The 24,522-nt window shown below is 26.6% G+C and carries 25 protein-coding genes and 1 pseudogene; 9 read left to right on the plus strand and 17 right to left on the minus strand.

The features are described 5' to 3' along the window. Nucleotides 1-329 precede the first annotated feature (329 nt). Genes ACAN_RS09890 through ACAN_RS09900 form a run of 3 tightly spaced genes read left to right on the plus strand, consistent with a single transcriptional unit; the run spans nt 330 to nt 3,298 of the window. Entirely contained in the window at nt 330-1,388 is a 1,059-nt protein-coding gene (locus ACAN_RS09890; protein ID WP_191287711.1) for a TRAP transporter substrate-binding protein, read from the plus strand. A gap of 6 nt (nt 1,389-1,394) precedes the next feature. Then, entirely contained in the window at nt 1,395-2,021 is a 627-nt protein-coding gene (locus ACAN_RS09895; protein ID WP_099334429.1) for a TRAP transporter small permease, read from the plus strand. Next, entirely contained in the window at nt 2,018-3,298 is a 1,281-nt protein-coding gene (locus ACAN_RS09900) for a TRAP transporter large permease (RefSeq protein WP_099334430.1), read from the plus strand. The genes ACAN_RS09895 and ACAN_RS09900 overlap by 4 nt, the downstream gene beginning before the upstream one ends. A gap of 198 nt (nt 3,299-3,496) precedes the next feature. On the opposite strand, the gene ACAN_RS09905 is transcribed toward ACAN_RS09900, so the two are convergent. Continuing rightward, nucleotides 3,497-5,053 (minus strand): cache domain-containing protein, encoded by a 1,557-nt coding sequence (locus ACAN_RS09905; RefSeq protein ID WP_099334431.1) that lies wholly within the window; start codon nt 5,051-5,053, stop codon nt 3,497-3,499. A 102-nt stretch (nt 5,054-5,155) separates the two neighbouring features. Between ACAN_RS09905 and ACAN_RS09910 the strand changes: the two genes are divergently transcribed. Further along, complete coding sequence (locus ACAN_RS09910) at nt 5,156-5,839, plus strand: response regulator transcription factor (RefSeq protein ID WP_079580087.1); 684 nt, start codon at nt 5,156-5,158, stop codon at nt 5,837-5,839. Here ACAN_RS09910 and ACAN_RS09915 read toward each other — a convergent pair. After that, complete coding sequence (locus ACAN_RS09915) at nt 5,832-6,629, minus strand: EI24 domain-containing protein (RefSeq protein WP_099334432.1); 798 nt, start codon at nt 6,627-6,629, stop codon at nt 5,832-5,834. The genes ACAN_RS09910 and ACAN_RS09915 overlap by 8 nt on opposite strands. Then, nucleotides 6,629-7,537 (minus strand): radical SAM/SPASM domain-containing protein, encoded by a 909-nt coding sequence (locus ACAN_RS09920; RefSeq protein WP_322863382.1) that lies wholly within the window; start codon nt 7,535-7,537, stop codon nt 6,629-6,631. Before ACAN_RS09920 ends, ACAN_RS09915 begins: the two co-directional genes overlap by 1 nt. A gap of 402 nt (nt 7,538-7,939) precedes the next feature. Here ACAN_RS09920 and ACAN_RS09925 point away from each other — a divergent pair, with 402 nt between their 5' ends. Next, nucleotides 7,940-8,950: an adenosine deaminase gene (locus ACAN_RS09925; protein WP_099334434.1), complete on the plus strand. Its 1,011-nt coding sequence runs from the start codon at nt 7,940-7,942 to the stop codon at nt 8,948-8,950. A 9-nt stretch (nt 8,951-8,959) separates the two neighbouring features. Here the strand turns inward: ACAN_RS09925 and dgt are convergent, their stop codons facing one another. Next, a complete protein-coding gene (gene dgt / locus ACAN_RS09930; protein WP_099334435.1) occupies nt 8,960-10,429 on the minus strand; it encodes a dGTPase in 1,470 nt (489 codons plus the stop codon). Nucleotides 10,430-10,510: 81 nt separating this feature from the next. On the opposite strand from dgt, the gene ACAN_RS09935 reads away from it, so the two are divergent. Continuing rightward, complete coding sequence (locus ACAN_RS09935; RefSeq protein ID WP_099334436.1) at nt 10,511-10,834, plus strand: hypothetical protein; 324 nt, start codon at nt 10,511-10,513, stop codon at nt 10,832-10,834. A gap of 13 nt (nt 10,835-10,847) precedes the next feature. Here ACAN_RS09935 and ACAN_RS09940 read toward each other — a convergent pair whose 3' ends face one another. Further along, nucleotides 10,848-11,057, minus strand: coding sequence for a tautomerase family protein (locus tag ACAN_RS09940; RefSeq protein ID WP_099334437.1), 210 nt, complete (start codon nt 11,055-11,057; stop codon nt 10,848-10,850). Next, the gene (locus ACAN_RS09945) at nt 11,044-12,219 is read right to left on the minus strand and encodes a YbfB/YjiJ family MFS transporter (protein ID WP_099334438.1); all 1,176 of its coding nucleotides are present in this window, start codon (nt 12,217-12,219) and stop codon (nt 11,044-11,046) included. Before ACAN_RS09945 ends, ACAN_RS09940 begins: the two co-directional genes overlap by 14 nt. A gap of 88 nt (nt 12,220-12,307) precedes the next feature. Between ACAN_RS09945 and ACAN_RS09950 the strand changes: the two genes are divergently transcribed. The 3 genes from ACAN_RS09950 to ACAN_RS09960 all read left to right on the plus strand — a co-directional run bounded on the left by ACAN_RS09950 (nt 12,308) and on the right by ACAN_RS09960 (nt 14,955). After that, entirely contained in the window at nt 12,308-13,132 is an 825-nt protein-coding gene (locus ACAN_RS09950; protein WP_099334439.1) for a LysR family transcriptional regulator, read from the plus strand. Nucleotides 13,133-13,263: 131 nt separating this feature from the next. Then, on the plus strand, nt 13,264-14,454 hold the full coding sequence (locus ACAN_RS09955; RefSeq protein ID WP_337678312.1) for a DEAD/DEAH box helicase: 1,191 nt from the start codon (nt 13,264-13,266) through the stop codon (nt 14,452-14,454). Between the two features lie 3 nt (nt 14,455-14,457). Continuing rightward, nucleotides 14,458-14,955 (plus strand): DUF2721 domain-containing protein, encoded by a 498-nt coding sequence (locus ACAN_RS09960; RefSeq protein ID WP_196778778.1) that lies wholly within the window; start codon nt 14,458-14,460, stop codon nt 14,953-14,955. Here ACAN_RS09960 and ACAN_RS09965 read toward each other — a convergent pair. The 11 genes and pseudogenes from ACAN_RS09965 to ACAN_RS10015 form a co-directional block, all read right to left on the minus strand. Then, a complete protein-coding gene (locus ACAN_RS09965; RefSeq protein WP_099334440.1) occupies nt 14,952-15,479 on the minus strand; it encodes a 3'-5' exonuclease in 528 nt (175 codons plus the stop codon). The genes ACAN_RS09960 and ACAN_RS09965 overlap by 4 nt on opposite strands. Next, nucleotides 15,466-16,245: an ion transporter gene (locus ACAN_RS09970; RefSeq protein WP_099334441.1), complete on the minus strand. Its 780-nt coding sequence runs from the start codon at nt 16,243-16,245 to the stop codon at nt 15,466-15,468. Before ACAN_RS09970 ends, ACAN_RS09965 begins: the two co-directional genes overlap by 14 nt. Nucleotides 16,246-16,326: 81 nt before the next feature. Further along, the gene (locus ACAN_RS09975; RefSeq protein WP_099334442.1) at nt 16,327-17,415 is read right to left on the minus strand and encodes a glycoside hydrolase family 3 N-terminal domain-containing protein; all 1,089 of its coding nucleotides are present in this window, start codon (nt 17,413-17,415) and stop codon (nt 16,327-16,329) included. A 1-nt stretch (nt 17,416) separates the two neighbouring features. Further along, a complete protein-coding gene (locus ACAN_RS09980; protein ID WP_099334443.1) occupies nt 17,417-19,135 on the minus strand; it encodes a DUF4153 domain-containing protein in 1,719 nt (572 codons plus the stop codon). Between the two features lie 93 nt (nt 19,136-19,228). Then, nucleotides 19,229-19,597, minus strand: a pseudogene (gene yedF / locus ACAN_RS09985) (sulfurtransferase-like selenium metabolism protein YedF); the annotation flags it as partial. Between the two features lie 136 nt (nt 19,598-19,733). Next, entirely contained in the window at nt 19,734-20,588 is an 855-nt protein-coding gene (locus ACAN_RS09990; protein ID WP_099334444.1) for a formate/nitrite transporter family protein, read from the minus strand. 15 nt (nt 20,589-20,603) lie between these two features. Beyond that, nucleotides 20,604-21,059, minus strand: coding sequence for a hydrogenase 3 maturation endopeptidase HyCI (locus ACAN_RS09995; RefSeq protein WP_099334445.1), 456 nt, complete (start codon nt 21,057-21,059; stop codon nt 20,604-20,606). Beyond that, the gene (locus ACAN_RS10000; protein WP_099334446.1) at nt 21,056-21,403 is read right to left on the minus strand and encodes a formate hydrogenlyase maturation HycH family protein; all 348 of its coding nucleotides are present in this window, start codon (nt 21,401-21,403) and stop codon (nt 21,056-21,058) included. Before ACAN_RS10000 ends, ACAN_RS09995 begins: the two co-directional genes overlap by 4 nt. Nucleotides 21,404-21,414: 11 nt before the next feature. Further along, on the minus strand, nt 21,415-22,230 hold the full coding sequence (locus ACAN_RS10005; protein ID WP_099334447.1) for an NADH-quinone oxidoreductase subunit B family protein: 816 nt from the start codon (nt 22,228-22,230) through the stop codon (nt 21,415-21,417). Then, a complete protein-coding gene (locus ACAN_RS10010) occupies nt 22,227-22,763 on the minus strand; it encodes a formate hydrogenlyase complex iron-sulfur subunit (protein ID WP_099334448.1) in 537 nt (178 codons plus the stop codon). The genes ACAN_RS10005 and ACAN_RS10010 overlap by 4 nt, the downstream gene beginning before the upstream one ends. Before the next feature lie 9 nt (nt 22,764-22,772). Beyond that, complete coding sequence (locus ACAN_RS10015; protein ID WP_099334449.1) at nt 22,773-24,512, minus strand: hydrogenase large subunit; 1,740 nt, start codon at nt 24,510-24,512, stop codon at nt 22,773-22,775. Nucleotides 24,513-24,522 lie beyond the last annotated feature (10 nt).

The raw sequence follows: 24,522 nt of genomic DNA on the forward strand, positions 1-24,522 counted from the left end.
TAGAGGTAACCTAATAATTTTCATTAAATTTTATATTTTAAACAAAATATTTTACTCTTTATTCAAAAAAATAAAATAATTATTTCCTTTTTTTATCAATTTTTAGTTTCTATTTTTAAGTTCTAATTAATAATAATATAATTTTTAGACTTATTGCTATTTTCATGCTATTTTTCTTGATTTTTTACATAATTAACATATGCTCAAATATCTATATTTTGGTATCTTGACTAATTTTAAAAGAGAAATTTTAAAATTTGCTATTTTTTACATAATAAGTACATAATTTTACATTATAATTTTCTGTTTAACAAAATCAAGGAGTAAAAATGACAAAAATCATGAAAGGTATAGTATCTAGTGCTGTTGTTGCATCAGCATTATTTTTTACAGGTTGTGGTGACAACAAAGGTGACTCAAAAGAAGCTAAAGCTTCAGGAGAAACAAGTAAACAAACTTATACACTTAAGTTTTCTCATGTTGTAAGTGCTAATACACCAAAAGGTAAAGCAGCTGATTATTTTGAAAAAAGATTAGAAGAGTTAACAAATGGTCAAATTGATGTTCAAGTTTACCCATCTTCTCAATTATATAATGATAATTCAGTATTAAAAGCACTGAAACTAGATTCAGTTCAAATGGCTGCACCAAGTTTTTCAAAATTTGGTAAAATAGTTCCTCAATTAGCTTTATTTGATTTACCATTTTTATTTAAAGATATCGACCACTTACACAGAGTACAAGATGGTGAAGTAGGTACTGCACTTAAAGATATGGTAACAGATAAGGGATATAAAGCATTATCGTTTTGGGATAATCACTTTAAACAATTTTCATCATCTGTAAAACCTATTTTATTACCAGAAGATGCAGCTGGTCAAAAATTTAGAATTATGTCTTCAAAAGTTTTAGAAGCACAATTCCATGCAGTTGGAGGAAATCCTCAAATGATGCCATTTTCTGAAGTATATTCTGCTTTACAACAAGGTGTTATTGATGCGGCTGAAAACCCAATTTCAAATATCTACACTAAAAAGTTTCATGAAGTACAAAAATATTTAACTATTTCTAACCATGGTTATTTAGGTTACTTAGTTGTAATGAGTGAAAAATTCTGGAACTCTTTATCACCAGAATTACAAGCAAATGTTGAGCAAGCAATCAAAGAAGCTACTGAAAAAGAGAGAGAGTACGCAGAAGATTTAAATACAGAACAATTCAACTTAATTAAAGAGTATGCTAAAGAAACTGGAAAATTAGAAATCTTTACATTAACACAAGAGCAAAGAGATGCTTGGAAAAATGCAGTAAGCAAAATTTATCCAGACTTCTATGACAAAGATGTTATTGGTGAAGATCTAATTAAGAAAACGTTAGCAACGGAATAGTTTATTATGACTTTATTTAATGTTATTAGCAAAATAATAGGTCATATAAATCAAAAAATCGCAGTAATGGGAATCATTACTGGGGTTACTGTAGCATTTGTCAATGTTATAGCTAGGTATTTATTTGATGCTTCATTTTCTTGGGCAACAGAATTAACAATTTTTTCATTTTTATGGAGTGTGTTTTTTGCAGCCGCTTACTGCTTCAAAAAAGATGCGCATATTGCTGTTACTATTGTTTTAGATGTTGTACCATCAAGAATTGCAAAAATTATGCTTGTAATATCACATTTTATAACATTTGTCTTTTTATGTGCAGTATCATATTTTGGATATAAATATCTATTACTTGTAATTGAATTAGATGAAAAATCTATTGATTTATGGGATATGCCAATGTGGATAGTATATTTGGTTATACCAGTATCTTTTGCATTTGGTGCATATAGAGTTGCTGAGAGAATTCATGCAATTTTAAGTACAAGTCATGAAAAAATCTTAAAAGAGAGTGAAGCTGAACATGTACTAGCTGACATGGGTATGGGTGCAAAAGAGCATAAGGATAATGAAAACGTGAAGAACTTAAATAAAATGGTTAAAGAAGTTGAGAAAAAAACAGGAGGAATGCTATGAGTGTAGCTGTATTATTTGGTATATTTTTCTTCCTAGTTATTTTAGGTACTCCAATTGCTATTTGTTTAGGTGCTGCAACATTTGTTACATTAGTTTTATTTACACCAATTTCACCTATTGAAATTTCTTCAATGATGTTTGATAAGATTGAACATTATTCACTTATGGCAATACCAATGTTTATTTTTGCAGGTAACTTATTAAGTAAAGGTAGTGCTGCACAAAGAATTATTGAATTTGCAAAATCAATTGTAGGACACTTACCAGGTGGTTTACCAATCTCTGCAATTTTTGCATCAATTATTTTTGCAGCGGTATCAGGAAGTTCACCAGCAACAGTTGTTGCTATTGGTTCTATTATGTTTGGTGCAATTATGCAAGCTGGATATCCTAAAAGATATGCAGTTGGTACTATTGCAACAGCAGGTTCATTAGGGATTTTAATTCCACCATCAATTGTACTAATTGTATATGGTGTAACAGCAGAAGTTTCTATTGGGAAACTATTTATGGCAGGTGTTGTTCCTGGGGTTATGCTTGGTATTATGATGATGGTTGTAACTTATATTGGTGCTAGAAGATTAGGCTTTAAAAGAGAAGAGCCACAACCTTTTAGAGTGCGATTAAGTAAAATGAAAGATGCTGCATGGGGTCTTATGACAATTGTTATTGTAATAGGTGGTATCTATGGAGGTATCTTTACACCAACAGAAGCAGCAGCAGTTGCTTGTATGTGGGCATTTTTTGTATCTGTATTTATTTATAGAGATATAAAAATCAGCGAACTTTATATGACAGCATTAGAATCAGCAAAAACTACTGCTATGATTATGTTTATTATTGCCAATGCTATGTTATTTGCACATTTTTTAACAATTGAGAATATTCCTCAAGCAATTACAGAAGCATTAATTGAAGCAAATGTAAACAAATATATGTTCTTACTTATGGTTAACTTATTACTAATTTTAGCAGGTTCATTTATGGAACCAAGTGCAATTATTATGATTATGGTACCACTTTTACTTCCAGTAGCAGTTGCTCTTGGAATTGATCCAATTCATTTTGGTATTGTAATTACTATTAATATGGAATTAGGTATGGTGTCCCCACCAGTTGGGTTAAACCTGTTTGTTACTAGTGGACTTACAGGTATGTCAATCAAAGATGTAATTGTTGCAGCTTTCCCTTGGACTTTAACAATCTTAGTGGGACTGATAATTACTACATATATTCCTCAAGTTGCATTATGGCTACCAAACCTAATGTTTGGATAATAGTAAACTTATATTTAAATAACATTAAAAAAAAGCAAGAGTTATCTCTTGCTTTTTTTATTTAGAAAAGGCAAATTAAATGGAAACATTTTTAAATGAAGCAATAAGCTTTAGTGTTATTGCTTTAGTTGTATTATTACTTGCATATTTAACAAAGAAAAAAGAAGATCAATTAAAAAATAAAGATAAAGAATAGATCTATTTTTTAGGAACAACTATTTCAAATCTTGCCCCATCATTTATATTTTCAACTTTTAACTTACCTTTTATATTTTTTTCTATAATGATTTTTGACATATAAAGTCCTATTCCTGTTCCATCACTATCACTTTTTGTAGTAAAATAAGGCTCAAAGATTTTTTCAATTGGTTCTACTTTTATACCTTTTCCATTATCATGAATAAAAAGACTTATATCATTTTCATTCTCTCTTGCAAAAATCTTTATATTTGGTTTATCTATTTTATTTAAAATAAGTACATCTTTTGCATTTGAAAGTAGATTTAATACTACTTGCTCAAACTCATTTAAATATGTATTAATTTTTAGATTTTTATCTATGTTTATAGTTATTTTTATTTTATTACTACTTAAAGCACTTGATAAAATCGTAATAACAGACTCCACTGCACTATTTAGTAAAAAAGTCTCTTTATCTTTTTTAGGCATAAAAAAGTTTCTAAAATCATCAATAGTATGAGACATATAATCAATAACTTTTTCAGCTTCTTGTGATTTTTGTTGCATTGTTTTTTCATCTAAACCATTCATGCTATATTTAAACTTTATAAACATCAAAATAGATGATAACTCTGAAAGTGGTTGTCTCCATTGATGTGCTATATTTGAAATCATCTCACCTAAAGCAATAAATCTTGATTTTTGAACAAGAAGTTGCTCATGTTCTCTATTTTTATTTACCTCTTCTTTTACTTTCTTTTCTAAGTTTTGATTTAATTGCATTAGCTCTTTAGATTTAGCTTTTACTTTATTTTGATAGTTTTGTAAAACATCATCTATTTTTTCTGAAACTAAAATTGATAAGACTATTGCTATAGTAAGAAAGAGTAAAAAAACTAATATATTTTGTACTACTTGTGTTTTTACTCTTTGCTTTAAATCTTTTCTTTTTAATGCAATCTCTTTTTCTATATCATCTGTATAAACTCCTATTGAAATAACCCAATTCCAATGATTATATAATTTAAAGTAAGATACTTTTTGCTTTATTTCATTTGATTTTGGTTTTTTATATGCATATTGATTAAAAGAGTCACCTTTTTTCCTAATGCTATTCATGAACTCTTCTCTAAACTTTTTTCCATCAGCATCTTCATATTTTGTAGAGATTAACTTTCCTAATAAATCAGGTCTATTTGGATTAACAATCATTTTTGCAAAACCATCTCCACCATTCATATTTTGTATTTCATATACAAAAAAATAATCACTTCTTTTTTCTTGGAAAGAGATATTATTTAATAATCTAATTGCTTCTTTTTTAATAGCTTCTTCTGTTTTGTTCTCTTGTGTGATATTATAATTTAAAATATCAATAACAGTTTCAACTTGTTTTTTTAATATCGCTTTTTGATTATTATAATACTCATTTACATATTTATCCATTTGCAATTCAAAATTTTTATTTGTATTTTTTACATAAAAATATGAAATCATAAAAATCATTGAAGACATGATTATTATAAAAACATAAATAATCATTTTTGATATATTTTTTTCTGTTATTAGTTGCAAGACAATTTCCACTCTTAATTTTATATTTCAATACTTTAAGTTTATGCATTGATTAGGCTTTTTTTGATATGATACCATATCTTTTCTAATAAGGATTTTACTATGAACCAAGACTTAATTAAGCAATTAAGTAGTTTTAATTTATTATATGTTGAAGACGAAGATGGAATTAGAAATAATATTTTTGAGATTTTAAGACATATGTTTAAGAATTTATATTTAGCAAAAAATGCAAAAGATGCTTATAAATTATATCAAGATAAAAAACCTGATTTAATTATTACTGATATTAGAATGCCAAAAGAATCAGGAATTGATTTAATAAAAAAAATTAGAAAAACTGATTCAAAAGTCAGAGTTATAATTACATCTGCGCATACTGATTTAGAGTATATGCTAGAAGCAACAGAACTACACCTTGTAAAATATATTATAAAACCAATTACAGAAGCTAAATTAACAGAAGCACTTGAGGCTTTTATAAAAAGTTATGCAGCAGCACCTGTTTATAATCTTATTCCAAAATGGATTTATGATGAAAGTAAATCATGTGTAACAGGTCCAGATGTAGAACACATCTTAACAAAAAAAGAGAATGCTTTTTTAAAGTTACTAATAAATAAAAATAGAATCATTACATACCAAGAGATGGAAACACAAATTTGGGATGATGCAAATGTCATGACTCCAAATGCAATGAGACTATTTATAAAAAACTTTAGAAAAAAACTACCTAAAGGTATTTTAAAAAATATTCAAGGTACAGGGTATAGGCTAGTTACTTAAGTTCTAAAAACTTATCAATAGCACTTGCCTCACCCTCTTTTAACTTTCTTAACTCTATAAAGTATCCATGACCTAAATAAATTATAAAGAAAACCGCGGAAAACAGTGTAATAAAAGGAATCATTGATAACATATAAAGTAAGAAAGTTCTTATTCTAAAACTGTTTTTCTCTTTTTTATGTATTAAAAAATAATCTTCATCACTTAAAATTGTTGATGCAACATCATGATTTAATAGTTTATGGAAAAAATAGTAAAATGGTATATTAAAAGCAATAATATTAACTAATGGTATAAAATATAAAGGAATAAATAAAATAAATAAAAATATCATCATAAAAGTACTTTTTGCTAAAATAAAAAGTGGCGTTAATATTGTTCCATGTCCATCCATTTTTAAATCACTATAATGTCTTTTATGTAAAGCTTTTAAAATAAAAGGTGTTAAAAAACCAATAATTGCAAGAGTTAAAAATACAGAAAACATCATAACAAATATAATTCCAATTGTATAAACTAAAAAAGCAACAATCCAAGCAGTAACTGAATATTGAAGTAAAAAAGTAGCCCAATCAAAATAAAATGGTGCATTTTCAGGTGCTGTTATTTCTTGTCCATTTTGTGCTTGTGTTATAACTATTTGTAAAGAATCCATTCCATAACCAGCTGCACTAAAAAATAGTATATACATAATAAACAAAGTAAATATTAAAGGTAAAATTGCAAACTTTAACATCTTTTTTGTAAAAAAATCTCTAATACTTACTTTAACTAAATCCAATTCATTCATTAATTTTCCTTATCAAATCTTTTTCTATAATCACACTTTTGACATAATTCTTCAATTAAAATATTTTTTTTAAACCCTTTTTGTATATCTAAAACTCTTTTACTTTTCAATATATCATCAAGTTTTGAACTGTTTATATTTCCTAAATTTATCACTGCATTTTGATCTAAGCAACAAGGCACAACTTCACCACTACTTAATATTCCAAAATGAGAATCTAAACCATAGCAAAATCCTTTTGTTGAAATAACTTTTTCATCCAAACTTGGCCACTTAAAATAATCATCAAAATTGAAAAATATTTTTCTTGCAATTCTTATATTTTTAGGTCTATTTTTATAAACATCATCAATATTTATATTAGAATCAAAATCACTATTTATTTTGTCAAAAACTTTTTTATTAAACTCTTTTGCACTTTTTGTATCATCTAAATTCCAAATTCTTAAATTTATAAAGTATTCATGATTGATTGATTGTGCATATTTTATAAAATCAATAATAGCTTGTAAATATTCATTTAAACTTTTTTTATGAGAGTTCGCATTATAAGAGTTTATTGAAAAGTTTATTTGTTTTAAAATAGTATTACTCAAAGCTTCATAATGTTTTTTATTTATGTTATTTGCAGTTGTTGTAATATTTACTTTTAAGTCATGCTTTTTGCTTATATTTAAATAATCATTTAAATTTGACAAAACTAAAGGATCACCTACTATATGATACGCTAACTCTTTTGTATATGATTTCAACTCACAATTTAACTCATCAAACTTTTCTAAACTCATAGTTGCATTTGGTTTTATTTTTGGAGGACAAAAAGAGCACTTTAAATTACAAATATTTGTTATTTCAATATGTACTTTTCTAAACTTTTTAATAATTAGCCTTTTATTTTTTTGTATTATAACAAATTTTTACAATAAAAAAACCTCCATAGAAACTATGGAGGCAAATAAGGTATATATATAGTGTCTAACTGTAAGTTTGCTTACTTTAAGCACCTTAAGCTTTTATAATAATCTATCTTAGTTAAAAGATTATAATTTTTTACCATATAAATGGTGGGGTTGTTTGTAATATTTTACAAAATCAACTAAAGTTTCAAATATCTTTTAAACCTTTAGCATTATCACAAAAAGCTTCTGTTGTATTATTTGTCAATAGTACCTCCTTGCAATTTAATTACTCTAATTGTAACCCGTAAAATATTAAAGTTTGAAAAAAAATTTAACTAATTTAAAAACTTAATGTTTAAACTTTTTTAGTTTTTTTTTGCTATAACTTCATTTAATAAAAAAAGGATTTTAATGATAGAGTTTATAAACAAAATACCAAAAGCTGAACTTCATTTACATATTGAGGGAACATTAGAGCCAAAATTGATGTTTGAACTAGCAAAAAGAAATAATATAAAGCTTGAATATAAATCAATTGAAGAGATTAAAGAAGCTTATAACTTTACCAATTTACAGTCTTTTCTTGATATATATTATAGTGGTGCAAAAGTTTTAATTACAGAGCAAGACTTTTATGATTTAACTTTTGAATATTTATTACGATGCAAAGAAAATAGTATAATTCACACTGAAATCTTTTTTGACCCACAAACACATACAAGTAGAAATATTGAATTTAAAACAATAATCAATGGAATTACTAATGCTTTAGAAGATGGAAAAAATGAGTTAGGCATAAGTTCAAAATTAATAATGTGCTTTTTAAGACACCTAAGTCAAGAAGATGCTTTTAAAACTTTAGAGCAAGCTAGCAAATTTAAAGAAAAAATCATTGGAATTGGACTAGATTCTTCTGAAATTGGAAATCCACCTAGCAAATTTAAAGAAGTATATGAAGAGGCAAAAAGATTAGGTTTTATGCTTGTTGCTCATGCAGGGGAAGAGGGTTCGTATAAATTTATAATTGATGCACTTGATATTTTAAAAGTAAATAGAATAGATCATGGAGTACAAGCTTTTTATAACAATGAATTAATGCAAAGATTAAAAGAAGAACAAATAGCACTTACAGTTTGTCCTTTATCAAATACAAAACTAAAAGTATTTGAAAACATGAAACAACATACAATTAAACAAATGCTTGATTTTGGACTAAATGTCACAGTAAACTCAGATGATCCTGCATATTTTGGTGGATATTTAAATGATAATTTTCACGCAATATATAAAAACTTAGACTTATCAAAAGAAGATATTATCACATTAGTTAAAAACTCTTTTAACTCTTCTTTTATATCAAAAGAGTTAAAAAAAGAGTATTTAAAAAAAGTTGATAATTTTATAGCAAAGCATACAAGTTAAGATATACTCTTAACTTGCAGTTAAAGTTTTATACTCATCTAAAGCAAAATCATCAGTCATTCCAGAAACATAATCAATTATTAATCTTGCTCTATAATACCACTCTAAAAGATTATATCTTTGTTTATCTTCACTATTTAACTCTTCTATTGCTTTTGAATAAGCAACAATATGTTTTGAAGATAATCTTCCAATAAGTCGTGATGATACAAAACAATCAATTTTTTGTTTTAATACAAGCTTTTTAAAATCACAACTGCTTAACTCTAAAAGAGGTTTATAACAATTTAATAAACCATGTAAAATTGTATGTCCTTTTAGTTCTAAAGCCTGTTTTTCTCTATTGTTATAGATATATTTTATAGATATATTCTGTAATACTTCAATTGCTAAAGAGTATTTATTTGCCTTATCAAAATCTAATAGTGCTTTATTAAATGAACCATCAAAAATTTCTTGATGATTTTGTAAATATACATCTGCAACATATTTTACTAAATAATTAATCAAATTTGCTCTTGTAAGTGTTAAAAAGAGATTAAACTGATAAGGTTCTTCTTCTTGTTCTTTTGCTTTTTTATAATACTTATTAATTAAATCAAGTAAAAAAGTTTCATCTTTTTTATATTTCTCATTTACTTTTTTGCACTCTTCATTTATATATCTATATAAATCATCAAGTGTAAACACACCTTTATCAACTGCATCTTCAATATCTGCTGTTAAATAAGAGATATCATCAGCTGCTTCCATAATATATGTCAAAGGAAATCTGCAACCTTGTTTTATCTCTAAAGCATCACAAACTTTTTTAACAAACTCTTTTTCAGAATAATAAAATCCTGGCTTTTTTTTCAAATAGTTTAATTTATCATTGCTTTCAGGCTTTTTTTCAAATGCTCCTCTTGTATATTTTAAAACAGAAGCTGTTTGAGAGTATGAAAGATTTAATCTTTGAAGGTATTTGATTATTCTAATTGCTTGTGCATTACCATCAAAGTTTGTAATATCTGCTACTAACATCTGCTTTAAATTTGAATTTTTTTCACTAATATTTTCATAAAGTTTATCTAAACACTTTACTCCAATATTTTTCATCCAATCATTTATTGATAATTCTGCAAAATGCCCAAAAGGAGGATTTCCTATATCATGTACCAAACTTGACATCTCAGCAGTTGAAATAAAAGCATTTTCCAAATCTTCAAGATGATAAGTTTTTATTTTATTCTCTTTTTTGATTTTATCTAAAATTGTTCTTGCTATATATCGTGAGTTTTGTTGAACTTCAATTGAATGAGTTAACCTACTTCTAACAGCTGCATTTAACTCTAAAGGAAAAACTTGTGTTCTTTTTTGAAGTCTTCTAAAAGCTGGTGTTGAAATAATTCTACCCCTATCACTTTCTACTGAAATTTCTATATCATCTATTGGATAAATTTCTCTGCTTGTATTTAACTTCTTTGTATAATCTATCATAATTAAAACTCTTTTTATTTTTTTTAAAACAAATTATAACTTATTTGCAGTTATAATTGCATTTTGGTTAAAGGAAAGATTATGGAAATGCTCTTAAATGAATATGATATGGTTGTTGGTGCAAAATTTGAAGATGGCACAATACAAGATTATGTAGATGATAAAAATACATTTGGACTTATTAGAATTGAAAATCATACTGCAAACTGGTTTTTATATAATGATTTAGATAGTGATGATGAAAGTAAAAAATTATATAATGAAGTTATTAAAAAAGAGCACTTTATTCATGATGAATATGGTGAAAAAATAGTAATATTTAATAAAACTGGTAAAAAAACTTATGAAGATTTTTTAAAAAGAATAAATGCTTATATCGATGATGGCTTAGGACAAATTATATAAAAGCTTAGAAAATCTAAGCTTTTATTTTTCGTATATTACTAACTGTTTCTCCACCAATTGCATAATTATCAGTACTAACTTCTTCAATTATTACAACTGCATTATTTGTTTTTCTATTAAAAACTTCTTGAAAACTTTGTGTTAACTTCTTTGATAACATCTCTTTTTGCTCTTTTGTAGCTCCACCATCTTCATGGGTCATTTTTACACTAATTATTGGCATATTTTTTCTCCTTATTTTTATTTAAGTATAAAACGATTACACCCATAAGCATTATAAATGCAGTAAGATATAAAGTACTATCATAATTATGATACTTTTTAATTAAAGCAATAGAATACAAAGGTGCAGTAATTTGCCCAATTCCATATGAACTAGTTAAAGCTCCCATTAAAAAAACTGGATTTGAACTTGCTATTTTTCCACCTAAATTTAAAAACAAGCCCACTAGTGCAATAAATGTAGCTCCATATAAAAATGCACTTATTAAATTAAAAAATAGACTTGATGTAATTGTAGGTATTAAAATGCTTACTATTAAAAGAATCATACAAACAAGTATTATATTTACACTTCCATAACAAGAGGCAAGCCTCATCCAAATTATGCAAGATGGAACTCCAGCAACTCCTACTAAAAGCCATGAGTTTGAACCAATACCCTCTAATCCTTCAATACTATTAATAATATCAGGTAAAAAAGTTCCTTGAACAACAAAACCTATTCCAACAGTAAAATATGTAAAAATCAATACTACAACAAAAGAGTCTATTTTAAAGGGGTTTGATTTTATTTTTAGGAAATTTTTATTTTCTTGTTCATCTAAAATATAAAATGAGTATGCACCTAAAATAATAGATAAGATACTTAATGCTATCCATGCATTTTCCCATGAAGAGTAGTTTAAAACAGTTCTACTTAAAATATCAGTTACAACTATTGAAAATCCTATTCCTGAAAAATGTATTCCCATAGCTTTTGTTTTATCTTCAAAATTCAAACGACTCATAACCAAAGATGAACCAACTACCATAAGCATTGCAGAACCAAAACCTGCTACAAACCTTGATACTATCCAAACAAAATCATTTGTTTGCATACCTAAAACAATAGTAGAAAAAAAAGATATAAAAAGCCCTATTCTAAAGAATTTAACTTTTAAAGAAACTTCTTTTATAAAAATTGCAAAGATTGCCCCAAGTAAATAGCCAAAATAATTAATAGAAGCAAGTAATCCAGCAAAACTAATATCAAGTTTGTTTTCTAACATTGATGGTAAAAGTGAGGTAAAAGCAAACCTTGCAATACCCATACCAATAATAAGTGCAAATATGCCCGCAATAATAATATTTGCATTGCTCTTTTTATTTAAAATAGTTTTCATTGCCTAGCCTAAATTTTTGTGTTATAATATCACTTATAATGATTCAAAGTCAAATAATCAATAACTATAAGTGATATAAGGATTAGTGATGGATTCTAATTTATTAAAAATATTTTTAAGTGTAGCTAACAAGCGTAGCTTTTCCAAAGCATCAATTGAATTAAATTGTGCTCAATCTAATGTAACAGCAAGAATAAAACAGCTTGAAAAGAGCATTGGACACACATTATTTCATAGGTTTTCAAAGGGTATTGTATTAACAGATGTGGGAGAAAAACTATATCCTTATGCAAAAGAAATTGTACAAAAAGTATATGAAACCCAACAGTTTATAATGCACTTAAAACATGAAGAGACACTAAAAATTGCTTCAACAGAATCAAATGCAGCAACAAGAATAGTAACTTTACTTTCAAAAATAGATAAAAAATATCCAAATATGAAACTCGAACTTTCAACAGGTCCAAGTCAAGAATTAATTGATATGTTACTTGATTATAAAGTTGATATTGCATTTGTTAGTGGAAAACCTACAAATAAAGAGTTTATGATAATAAAAGAGTTTAAAGAAGAGTTAGTATTACTAAAACCATTACATAAAAATGCTGCAAATAATATATTAACTTTTAAAAAAGGTTGTACTTATAAAAAACATTTAGACGAGTATATGAAAAAACAGAATAAACCTTATAAAAATATAGAGTTTGGAAGTTTAGAAACAATAATTGGATGTGTAAAAATGGGAATGGGTATAACAGTACTTCCTATTTTTGTAGTAAATCACTTAAACTTTAAAAATGAAGTAAAAATAGAGACTCTTCCAAATGAATTTAAAAATATTCATACTTACATGATTTGTAGAAAAGATAATCAACCTTTGATAACTTCTTATTTAAAAAAGTTAAAATTATAAAGAAGTTATGCTATAATTTCTTCAAAAAATGACTATTCAAAGGAATTATTATCGAAAAATTTGGCTCAATTCAATTATCAAAAGAGTTAATTAAAGCATTAAAAGAAGAAGGTTATGAAAGTCCAACAGCTATTCAAAAACAAGCAATACCTATTTTATTAAATAAAAAAGATTTAATTGCTGCTGCTAAAAGTGGTACAGGAAAAACTGCTGCTTTTTTACTACCTATGTTAGAACAACTAAAAGAAGAGATTGATTACAATAAAAAAAGAGTTCCAAGAGTTCTTATAATTGTACCAACAAGGGAACTTGTAAATCAAATTGCTAGAAATATATCAAACTATTCAAGACATTTAAATATAAAACATGCAGTTTCATATGGTGGTGTTAGCAATAAACTTCAAGCAGAAAAAATCAAAAAAGGTGTTGATATTATAGTTGCAACACCAGGAAGATTACTAGATCATGTAGAAAATAAGATATTAAGTATTTCAAGTATAAATAGAGTTATATTAGATGAAGCAGATACAATCTTAGAAATGGGATTTATTGAGGAAGTAAAAAGAATACTTGCACAAGTTAGCCAATATAGACAAATTTCAATGTTTTCTGCAACTATTTCACAAAATGTAAAAAAACTTGCAAAAGAGTTTTTAAATAAACCAACAGTTGTTGAATTAACAAATGTAAGACAAAGAGTAGATTCAATAGAACACACTGCATACAAAATAGATAGTTTTAAGAAAATAGAGATGCTTTCATTTTTAATTGGTTCAAAAAACTATCATAAAGTTTTAGTTTTCGTAAATACAAAAAAAATAGCAGATGAAATCACACAACAGTTTAATTTAGATGGCTTATCAACACTTTGTATTCATGGAGATATCAAGCAACCTGCAAGAGCAAGAGCTTTAAGAGATTTCAAAAGTGATAAAATCAGAGTTCTAGTAGCAACTGATATTGCAGGAAGAGGTATTGATATAGAAGATTTACCTTATGTTGTAAATTTTGAGTTACCTTTAAGCACTGATGATTTTACACACAGAGTAGGAAGAACAGCAAGAGCTGGTAAAACAGGTCAAGCTATTACTTTAGTTTGTGCAAATGAGTATAAACAACTTGAAAAAATAGAAAAAGATTTAATGATTACAATCAAAAGATTAGTTCTAGATGAATATGAATTAACAGAGAAACAACCAAGACTTTTCAAAAAGAAAAAAAAGAAATTAACAGAAAAGAAAAATATTACAAAGCCAGTAAAAAAAGTAGCTTCTAAAAAAACTACAAAAAGAGATTCAAATAGAAACTTTAGAGGAAAATAGTTAATGAATACATTAAATATAGCGATTACTACTCCAGCATTACTATTTCCAGCTATATCTTTACTTTTATTAGCTTATACTAATAGATTTTTAACAACAGGACAACTAATTAGAGGCTTAAGTGCAAATGCACGAGATGGCAAAGTTCCCAAAGCCTCTAAACAAATTAGAAGTTTAAAAAAAAGAGTCTCATTAATAAAACAGATGCAAATTTATGGAGTAGTTTCTTTAATACTTTGCACAATTTCTATGTTTTTTCTTTTTTTAGAATTAAACTTTTTAGGTGAAGTACTTTTTGGACTTAGTTTAATCTCTATGACTTTATCTTTATTTATTGCACTTGTTGAGATTTCAATATCTGTAAATGCAATAAATTATGAATTAGAAGGAATAAAGAAATTCTCACGTTCTCATAAAAAAGATGAGAAAAACCAAAATGATGAAAATCATGATGAAGATGAAGATAAAATAAATATCAATAAAGAAAAGAAGAGTTCTTAAAAATTAATTTTATTATATTCATGCATACATTTTAATATTTCATATGTTTTTGTAACATCATATGTTGCAGTGTGATGCTTGTTTTCATCAAACTCTATTCCATAAAAATGGCAAGTTTCGTTTAATCTTGGATTCTTGATATTGCCATTTTTATTTCTTGCATTTACAATATGTTTATTCTCTTTCATTGTACAAATTTGATTTTGAAAATATACTTTTTTATTTAAATGCCTTAACTCAAAAGAGATATTATGCGCAATTAGCGTATCACTATTTTCACAAAACTCATAAAAGTCTTCATCTTCTGTAAAATATGAAGAATAATCTTTATCTTTTCTATACTCCATAATCATCTCAGGAGTTAATCTATGAACTGCAAAAGAGTAAGGATTTAAACTATATCTTGATAAATAATATCTATGGAATTTATCTAAAATATTAAATGAAGTATCAATTTTTACAGCTGCAACTTCTATTACATCCCCTACACTTTTACTATTTGTTTCAAAATCAAGTATTATCATTTTCACTCTTTTTTAATAAAATATGTTTTAATTCTTGCACTTGCTCTTTTAAAAGTTCTATCTCTTGTAATTCTTTAGACTTTTCTTCTTTTTGCTCACCTTTTATTGTAAAAATAGCATCTACAATAAGTCCAATAAATAAATTTACCATTACAAAAGTTACAATTAATATATAAATTACAAAAAATATCCAAGCATAAGGATATAGTTCCATTATTGGTCTTACTATTCCCATTGACCAACTCTCTAAGGTCATTACTTGAAAAAGTGTGTACATACTCTCACCTAAAGTTCCAAACCATTGGGGAAAACTATCTCCATAAAGATTAGTTGCCATAATAGCAAATACATAAAAAAACAACATTAAAACCATTGAAACAGAAGCAATTCCAGGAATTACACCAAGTAATGCTGCTATTATTGTTCTCATTTGAGGAATTACAGTTAATAATCTAAAAAGCCTTAATACTCTAAGTACTCTTAAGATTGATAAACCTTCATTTGCAGGAACTAAAGATATTGCAACTACAAAAAAATCAAATAAACTCCAAGGATCTTTAAAAAAGCTCAATCTATGCACATATATACGAAGAATTATCTCAATTGTAAAAATAGCAATAATAGTATTATCTAAAAAAGTAAGAATACTTGAATACTCTTGAACAATTTGCTTTGAAGTGGCTAAACCTAAAATAATTCCATTGATTACAATCAATGTAGCAATAAAGTTTTGGAACTTTTTTGATGAAATAAATAACTTAATCAAACTTACCTCTTAATATAAAATTTTTAAGCAATTTTATATTATTTATGTTAATAATTTCATTAGTTTTAATCACTTATAAATTTATTTTCTAAATAAATAGTTTTTTATTTTTTTATTTGATTGTATAATCTTTTCATAAGCTATATTTCCTTTTTCTACTTCTTCATAAATAGTATTTATAATATCAGTTGTTTTATATTTTGCTAATTGATTGCCAAATAATAGTATATTTACACCTGAATTTATAGTAAGTCTTACAACTTCATTTAAACTATAGTGTTTTGATATTGCTTTCATTTGTAAATCATCACTTATAATAACTCCTTGAAATCCCAATTTCTGTCTTAATAATTTTGTATTGACTTTGTATGATAAAGTCGCAGGATAATTCTCATCAAGATTTTTATTAAAAACATGTGCTGTCATTATCATATCTACACTATTTTGTTTAATTAATTTTTTGTATGGTTCTAACTCAATTTTGTTCCAACTACTACTAATATCAACAAAACCATTGTGAGAATCTTCTAAAGAAGATCCATGTCCAGGAAAATGTTTAAGAACACTAGTTACTTTATTTTTTTCTTGTTCTTGTATTAATATTTTTGCATATTTTACTACTTCATTTACATTAGTTGAATATGCTCTATTTAATTTTGTTATAACTTTATTATTTGGATTAATTGCCAAATCAACTACTGGTGCAAAATTTACATTTATTCCTAATTCATTTAGTTGTGAAGCTAAACTTTTATACTCTTGTCTTACTTTATTTAATGGCAGTTTTGAAATATCTTTTGCACTTAAAGTTTCTATGAAGCCATACTCTTTTTTTAATCTTTGAACTTTTCCACCCTCTTGATCAATACTAATAATAAGCTCATAATCTACTAAATTTTGTAAGCTTTGAGTTAATTTCTTTACTTGTTCAAAAGAGATAATATTTTTAGATTTACTCTTATCTTGTAAATTTTTATCAAATAGTATCACTCCACCAAGTTGATACTTTTTTATATCTTTAACTATTTGAGAAGAATTATCTATTTTTGCCTTATCAAAACCAACAATTAACATCTTGGCAATTTGTTTTTTAACTAAGTTTTCATCCAAAGAGTTTGCAAAAACATTTAAATTAAATAAAAAGAAGAAAAATAGAAAAATATTTCTCATTTTATCTTCTTATCATCAAAATAGAGTTTATATAATCAACTTCAAAACTATCTTCTTTTTCATTGATACTTAAAGATTGAATATTTAATTTATACTCTATATTTTTATTTTTTCTTATAAAAATGGCTTCTTTATAGTTTGAGTTATCTATTTTTTTAATATTATTTTTAGCCCAGTTCTTTACTATTTCTTTTAAATCAAAGCTTATAGTATTATTATCAATCTTAAGATTTAAAATAGAATCTTTTAAGACTATTTTCAATTTTGCATCATCTAGTTTATACTCTTTTTCATTATTATTACTACTAGCTAAATTTAATACATAATCATATCCCTTTGAATCATATGCTAGATTATATAAATTAAACTCCTGTGCATACTTACTTTTTTCTCTTTTTAAATTATAAGAGTAAGCTTCTTTCATATTTATATATTTAAATACTTCAAATTTTGTTTTAAAGTTTTTATTAAAAAACTCATTTAAAAATTGCATTCCTTTTTTACTTCTTGATAAATAACTAATAATCGAAGTTAATTCAACTCGTTTTTTTAAACTCAAATCTTTTAAGTTATATTTTGTTTTATCATTAGAAACTTCATATTTTTCAATAACTATTTTAAATCTATTAAATTGAGAATTTAAAGATATATTTGATGAACTCAAAGGCGTAATAGAAGCAACTAATAAAAGTAAAAACATTGATACTAAACTACTTTTTATACAAAATTGCTTTTTTATAAACTCTAAAACAATTAAAAAACTAAACCAAATAGATAAAATAATTAAACAATATCTTAATTGTGTGACTCCATATTCACTAACTCTTATATAAATTGCAATATCTAAAAATATTATTGGAGCTATCATTAAATAAATAAAATATTTATCAATAAAATTTGTAAAAATAGATTGTTCTTTTATAGATTTCAAAAAAGCTTTTACTAAAATTGATAAACTTAAAAATATACAAATCATCCAAGACAAATCACCTTTTGGCAACTCTTGAATTATGATAATTTTTATAAAATATGCATATAAAATAATAGTATATATTAAAATTAAAGGTGTTAAAATATTTTTTATTAAAAGTTCTACTGCTTTTTTTAATTTTAAACTATTTTTTAAAGGCTCAATATTTTTGGGAATATTTGCTAAAACTAAAGTAGGAAATATAATTATACTTATAAAAATCATCATTTCATCACTAATTAAATCAAAAAAAGTAAGTGAAAATAGATACTTTAATGTTAAAAGTATCACCTTTATTCCTATACCTAAAATAAAAGAGCTAAAAAAAGCAAAAACTACACTATTAGTAACTTGCATATTAAAAGATAATATTGAATAGTTTGAGTTTTTTATATTTGAAAAGTTTGAAAAAGTAATACTTAAATAAGCTGCAAAAATAAGATATAAAAGTGAATCTTCATATGTAAAAACGCCTAAATATACAATAAGTAAAGATACTAAGAAAAATGAGATTTTCTTTATCTTATCTAAATTTTTCCTTTCTAAATATAAATAAGTTGCTAAAGTAAATCCAATAAGAATAAAACTACTCAAAAATAGTTTACCTTGAAGTTTTTGTTCTAATAAATAGATTTGATTATTCTCAAATACTGCAAGGAAAAAACATAAAATCATAAATATGAAAACAAGAGGAAATCTAAAAAATAACTCTTTAGATATAGAGTTAGTAAAGCTTTTTATATTAAGCATAATATACCTTTTTAAAAATATATAAAGTAAAAGTGAATTTTTTATGTGTAAAACCTAAGAAAAAACTTTCTTAGGTTTTAAAGTGAAAGATTACTATAAAGTAACTGTATTAGTGTTTAGAAGTGTTGCTATTGTGTCCATTGCATTACCAGCAATTCCAACTTTTAATTCATCTCTTTTTTCATAAAAGTCAAGACAAGTTCCACAAGAGAAAATCTCTACACCTTTTGATTCTAAATCCTTTAAAGCAATTAGTGCATCATCATTTTCATCATTTGTAGTAGTTAATAAAACTGCACTATTTACGCATATAATTTTACTTGGTAATTTTTCTTGCTCAGCCATTGCTTTTAAAAAACCTCTTATTAGCATTGAGCCTAATTCACCCTCACCAATTTTATCTGATTTTAAAAATACTGTTTTATCTTTTGTTTCTTGTAGCATAATAGTTTGCCTTTTTTCATAAGTTTTGTTTGAAAAAAGCTTTAAGTGTAGCTTTCTCTTCTATACTAGAAGCTTGAAGTTTATTATATGATTTGTTTACTAAATATTACTTTTTACAAAAAAGAGGAAAACCCTCTTTTTTTAATATTCTATTTTATTTTTTCATATCAGTTTTATGAGACATAAAACCAACAACTCCAACAAAAAACAATCCTCCAACTATATTTCCAAGTGTTACAGGAAGAAGATTATTTGGAATGATGTTTAAAAATGTAAACTCTTCTAATTTAGCTGCTGCTATATGTGAATGTTCTGCTAGTGCTTGAATAGTACCTCCTGCTTCATGAAGATAATAAGCTTTTGCTAATAATGCTTCTGTAAAAATGAACATATTTGCAACAACGTGTTCATAACCAGAACCAACAAATGCTGCAATAATTAAAATAATTGATAAAACTTTACCTGCTGCATCAGAAGCACCAGTTGCTGCCCAAACGGCCATACATACAAATACATTACAAAAAATTCCTCTAATAAATGCAGCTTCAAAAGAAAGATTATTCTTTGCTACACCCATTTCAAGAAAGTGATGCAATATTTGACCATCATATTTTAAAGGCAATTGTGCTTTATAATACATATATGCTACTATGGCTGCTCCAACAAAGTTAAAAATCCAAACAACTACCCAGTAAAAAATCATTTTTGAAAATGATAATTTATGATCAAGTGTTGAAACCCCTGACATTAATGAACTAGTAAATAAGTGTCCTCCAAAGAAAACTACCATTACAAGACCCACTGAAAAGGCAACTCCTCCTAAAAAGTTTGCAATTCCAGGAGATGATGCCTCAGCAACTCCAACTGTAGAATGGGCCCAAAAAATATCACCCATTCCTATTGATCCACCTGCCATAATTGATAAGAAAATAATACTTACTATTGGCATTTTAACCTTGTGTTCTAAACCTTTAACTAATGATTGCGCTGTATCTGCTGGTGATAACATAATTTATCCTTCCCTTTAATTATTATCATCAAAAATTGAATCTATTTCTTTTACTTTTTCAAAAGCACTTTTTGCTGTTTGTTTAGCTTCATCTGAAACTTCTTCATTTACTTCTAATACATTCTCAATATCAACTGTTAATCCTAAAAAAAGAACTCTTTGACAAAATCCTTTTAAATAACTTATTAATATTGGTGTTGGTAAGTTATGAGTTGAGTACATATAATCTCTATCATCACTTAAATCCATAACTTCAACACTTCCTATTTTCATTCCAGTCATTGCATCTGCTACAATGATTAAATCAGGTGCATACTCTCTTATTTTATGAAATTCACTCTCAGGAGTATCTTCTCCATAAAATATCTGCCAATCTAAAGAGTCATCTTTTTCAATTAAACTCCCTAAATAAGCAGTTACTCCATCATCTCCTCTTAAAGTATTTCCTATTGTTAAAATTGCTTTTTTCATATGCTTTTCCTTATCACAATAAATCCTTCTTCTAAAGAAGAAAAAAGAGTTTTTAAGTAACAATCAGGCATTTCTGGCACTAACAGTTGTGCATGTTCTGGGAAAACTTCTACTTCAAAGTATTTAGTTAAGTTTCCTAGTTTAAATTGTGCATATTCTCCACAATTTTCAACTACTTTTAAATACTCTTCTTCAGATATTTTTTTTATACACTCCATAAAATCTACAGTTCCTACACCATGACCAACAGCCATTGAAAAAATCTTTACTTGTTTATATTTTTCAGGTAAATCTGGTGATGTAGGATCTACTCTTCTTTTAGTTAATTTACATATTTCTATCATTTTTAACTTCTTTAAATTATAAATTTATCCTCATCGTTAATGAATACAAACTGTTTCATATACTTTAAGTAAACATTATTATGAAGTTTTTTCATACACTCTTCATACCTTGAATCTTCTTCTTCACTACTATATATTTCTATAACTTTTTTAGTTTTTTGAATATCTTTTATATCACTTGTATTTTTTAAAGCAGTAATATATTTGTCATAAAGTTTTCTACCAAAGTAATAACTCATAAGTCTTTTAGCTTCAACTAATACATCTCTTTCAAAAAGAATATTTCCCAATAAAGAGTCTTCAAGTATTGGAGAATCATTAGAACCATCTTTATGTTCTTTATATTCAAGTTTTTGTTCTAAAATTCCAAGAGCTGATGCTAATCCATGAACAATAGTAGCTGGATGAGGAGGACATCCTGGAATATATACATCCACAGGAACAACCTTATCAATTCCACCCCACACACTATATGCATCATGAAAAATACCTCCACTTGAACCACAAGCACCAATTGCTACTACTACTTTTGGATCTGGAGTTGCTTCATATGCTCTTAATAAAGGATAATACATCTGTCTAGTAACTGGTCCTGAGCATATTAATATATCTGCATGTCTTGGACTTGCAACAAGTTTAAAACCCAATCTCTCAGGATCCCACATTGGTGTAATTGCTGCAAAAATCTCAATTTCACAACCATTACAAGAACCACAATCAACTCTAAAAACATTAAAACTTCTTTTAATATTTTTAAGATGTTCTAATTTTGCTTCAAGTGTGTTTGCATCTTTTATATCTTCTGGTACTACATATGTTTTACTCATTTTGTACCCCTTTTAAAATTACTTGTTAAATTTTCAACTTCATGATTTCTTTTACAATCTGTACAAGTTCTTATATATTTAGCTTTTTTATCTAAACTATTCTTATCCCATCCAGCTTTATGTAATCTGTTTAAATTGTATGAAATAAGTTTTTTTGTTGTAAAAGGTTTATTGCAAACTTCGCAATATTGAACATCAAGTTCACCTCTTTCTTTTAAACTATTTTTATCAAATTTAACTGCTAATTCAAACTCTTTTGAAAGTACAATAGCACTAGTTGGGCATACCTCATCACATCTACCACAAAAAATACATCTTGCAGCATCAAACTCCCATACTAGTTTTGTATTCTCTTTATTTAGTTTTACATTTATAGCATTTGATGGACAAGCAACTCCACAAGCAGTACACCCAATACAATTTTCATATGTATATGATGGTTTCCCTCTAAAACCATCAAATACTTCATATGGTTCTAAAGGGTATTTATGTGTTGCACTTCCATACTTTTTTGTCATATCAAGTAGTTTCATCTCTTACTCCTACATATTTTTCAATGGATGACTTTTTAAAGATTGTGAATATCTTTTTAAGTCTTTTTGTGTTAATACTTTTGTTTTTTTACTATTAACATCAACAATCGTAACTCTTTCTGTGCATGAAAAGCATGGGTCTAAAGAACAAACTATCAATGCAGCATCTGCTATTGTATTTCCTCTAAATTGATATCTTAAAGATGGCCAGTTATTATAAGTTGCTGCTCTACATCTCCATCTATATACTTTTTGTGCATTTCCATGCATAATCCAGTGAATATTTTCACCTCTTGGTGCTTCATCATTTCCTAATGCATATGCTTCTGGTTTAATCATAGTTTGAGGAGTAATGATAGTTTGCCCACCTGGCATCATTTCAAAACATTGTCTAATAATAGAAATAGACTCAATTAACTCTTTGTATCTTACAGTTTCCCTTGCAAATACATCACAACCATCTTCTGTTGGAATTTTAAAATCTAATTGATCTAAAAAGTCATAAGGATGGTCATATCTTGAATCTCTTTTAAAACCACTTCCTCTTACATTTGGACCAACAGGAGAAAAATCTCTTGCAACTTGTTTGTCTAAAATACCAACGCCTTTCCATCTAGCAATTTGGTTTTTATCATCCATAACAGCGTCCCAAACTTCATTTAACTGAGTTTCAATAGTTTTTAGAAGTTCTAAACTTTTTTTAATCTCTTTACCTGTCATATCTCTTCTTAATCCACCCATAACAACATTTCCGTAGGTTTTTCTCCCACCTGTTACTAATTGGGCTAATTCCATAGAGAACTCTCTAATTCTAAAAATATGCATAAAGGCATTCATATTTCCAGTAACTTCACAAGCAAGACCTATATTTAAAAGATGTGAGTGAAGTCTTTCAATCTCTAGACAAATAACTCTCATAGCTTGAGCTCTTAAAGGTATTTCAAGTCCTATTGCTTTTTCTGCTGATTCTATACAAGCAATTGCATGTGCATAACCACAAATACCACAAACTCTTTCAGCTAAATATCCCATTTGGTCATAATTCATTCTATTTTCAGCAAGCTTTTCCATACCTCTGTGTTGGTAAAAAAGTCTATAATCTGCATCAATAATTGTATCACCATCACAATATAATCTAAAATGTCCTGGCTCATCACTTGTAATATGTAAAGGTCCTAAAGGCACATCTAAAACTCCTGCACCTTTTGGTTTCATAAACTCATAATCAGGCTCATCTTTATGATCAACTGGATCTGGTCTATGTCTATAATCCATAGAATCTTTTCTTAATGGGAAAAGTCCCTCAGGCCAATCATCTGAAACCATAAGTCTTCTTGGATCTGGAAGTCCAACCGCTGTTAGTCCAAACATATCGTATGCTTCTCTTTCATACCAAACAGCTGCTGGAACTTTTAATGTAACTGATGGATAAGTTAAATCAGATGCTGGAAGATAAGTTTTTACAGTAATCCAACATTTTTGATCTTGTGGTAACTCATCTCCTTCAAACATCTTATTACCTTCCATAGAAAGTACATAATATAAAGCATAGTTACCATTTAACTGTCTCTCATCGTTTGGAATCATTGTTGATAACCAACCACCTAAATCATAATATAAAATTCTTACTGCTTCTGGAAGATCATTTCTATCAACTGTAATTGTTATTTGATCTTCTGGTTGTCTATAAACATCTCTTATTGCTATTGTTTCTTTTACTTTATCAATAAAGTTTTGACCTACTTTCATAACCTATCTC

Source organism: Malaciobacter canalis, from assembly GCF_008000835.1.
In the GTDB taxonomy this organism is placed as follows: Bacteria; Campylobacterota; Campylobacteria; order Campylobacterales; family Arcobacteraceae; genus Malaciobacter; species Malaciobacter canalis.

What these genes read in the sequence shown, in the direction of transcription:
- ACAN_RS09890 (WP_191287711.1), top strand. Translation starts at nt 330, where the DNA reads ATGACAAAAATCATGAAAGGTATAGTATCTAGTGCTGTTGTTGCATCA.
- ACAN_RS09895 (WP_099334429.1), top strand. Translation starts at nt 1,395, where the DNA reads ATGACTTTATTTAATGTTATTAGCAAAATAATAGGTCATATAAATCAA.
- ACAN_RS09900 (WP_099334430.1), top strand. Translation starts at nt 2,018, where the DNA reads ATGAGTGTAGCTGTATTATTTGGTATATTTTTCTTCCTAGTTATTTTA.
- ACAN_RS09910 (WP_079580087.1), top strand. Translation starts at nt 5,156, where the DNA reads ATGAACCAAGACTTAATTAAGCAATTAAGTAGTTTTAATTTATTATAT.
- ACAN_RS09915 (WP_099334432.1), bottom strand. Translation starts at nt 6,629, where the DNA reads ATGAATGAATTGGATTTAGTTAAAGTAAGTATTAGAGATTTTTTTACA.
- ACAN_RS09925 (WP_099334434.1), top strand. Translation starts at nt 7,940, where the DNA reads ATGATAGAGTTTATAAACAAAATACCAAAAGCTGAACTTCATTTACAT.
- dgt (WP_099334435.1), bottom strand. Translation starts at nt 10,429, where the DNA reads ATGATAGATTATACAAAGAAGTTAAATACAAGCAGAGAAATTTATCCA.
- ACAN_RS09935 (WP_099334436.1), top strand. Translation starts at nt 10,511, where the DNA reads ATGGAAATGCTCTTAAATGAATATGATATGGTTGTTGGTGCAAAATTT.
- ACAN_RS09940 (WP_099334437.1), bottom strand. Translation starts at nt 11,057, where the DNA reads ATGCCAATAATTAGTGTAAAAATGACCCATGAAGATGGTGGAGCTACA.
- ACAN_RS09945 (WP_099334438.1), bottom strand. Translation starts at nt 12,219, where the DNA reads ATGAAAACTATTTTAAATAAAAAGAGCAATGCAAATATTATTATTGCG.
- ACAN_RS09950 (WP_099334439.1), top strand. Translation starts at nt 12,308, where the DNA reads ATGGATTCTAATTTATTAAAAATATTTTTAAGTGTAGCTAACAAGCGT.
- ACAN_RS09960 (WP_196778778.1), top strand. Translation starts at nt 14,458, where the DNA reads ATGAATACATTAAATATAGCGATTACTACTCCAGCATTACTATTTCCA.
- ACAN_RS09965 (WP_099334440.1), bottom strand. Translation starts at nt 15,479, where the DNA reads ATGATAATACTTGATTTTGAAACAAATAGTAAAAGTGTAGGGGATGTA.
- ACAN_RS09975 (WP_099334442.1), bottom strand. Translation starts at nt 17,415, where the DNA reads ATGAGAAATATTTTTCTATTTTTCTTCTTTTTATTTAATTTAAATGTT.
- ACAN_RS09980 (WP_099334443.1), bottom strand. Translation starts at nt 19,135, where the DNA reads ATGCTTAATATAAAAAGCTTTACTAACTCTATATCTAAAGAGTTATTT.
- ACAN_RS09990 (WP_099334444.1), bottom strand. Translation starts at nt 20,588, where the DNA reads ATGTTATCACCAGCAGATACAGCGCAATCATTAGTTAAAGGTTTAGAA.
- ACAN_RS09995 (WP_099334445.1), bottom strand. Translation starts at nt 21,059, where the DNA reads ATGAAAAAAGCAATTTTAACAATAGGAAATACTTTAAGAGGAGATGAT.
- ACAN_RS10000 (WP_099334446.1), bottom strand. Translation starts at nt 21,403, where the DNA reads ATGATAGAAATATGTAAATTAACTAAAAGAAGAGTAGATCCTACATCA.
- ACAN_RS10005 (WP_099334447.1), bottom strand. Translation starts at nt 22,230, where the DNA reads ATGAGTAAAACATATGTAGTACCAGAAGATATAAAAGATGCAAACACA.
- ACAN_RS10010 (WP_099334448.1), bottom strand. Translation starts at nt 22,763, where the DNA reads ATGAAACTACTTGATATGACAAAAAAGTATGGAAGTGCAACACATAAA.
- ACAN_RS10015 (WP_099334449.1), bottom strand. Translation starts at nt 24,512, where the DNA reads ATGAAAGTAGGTCAAAACTTTATTGATAAAGTAAAAGAAACAATAGCA.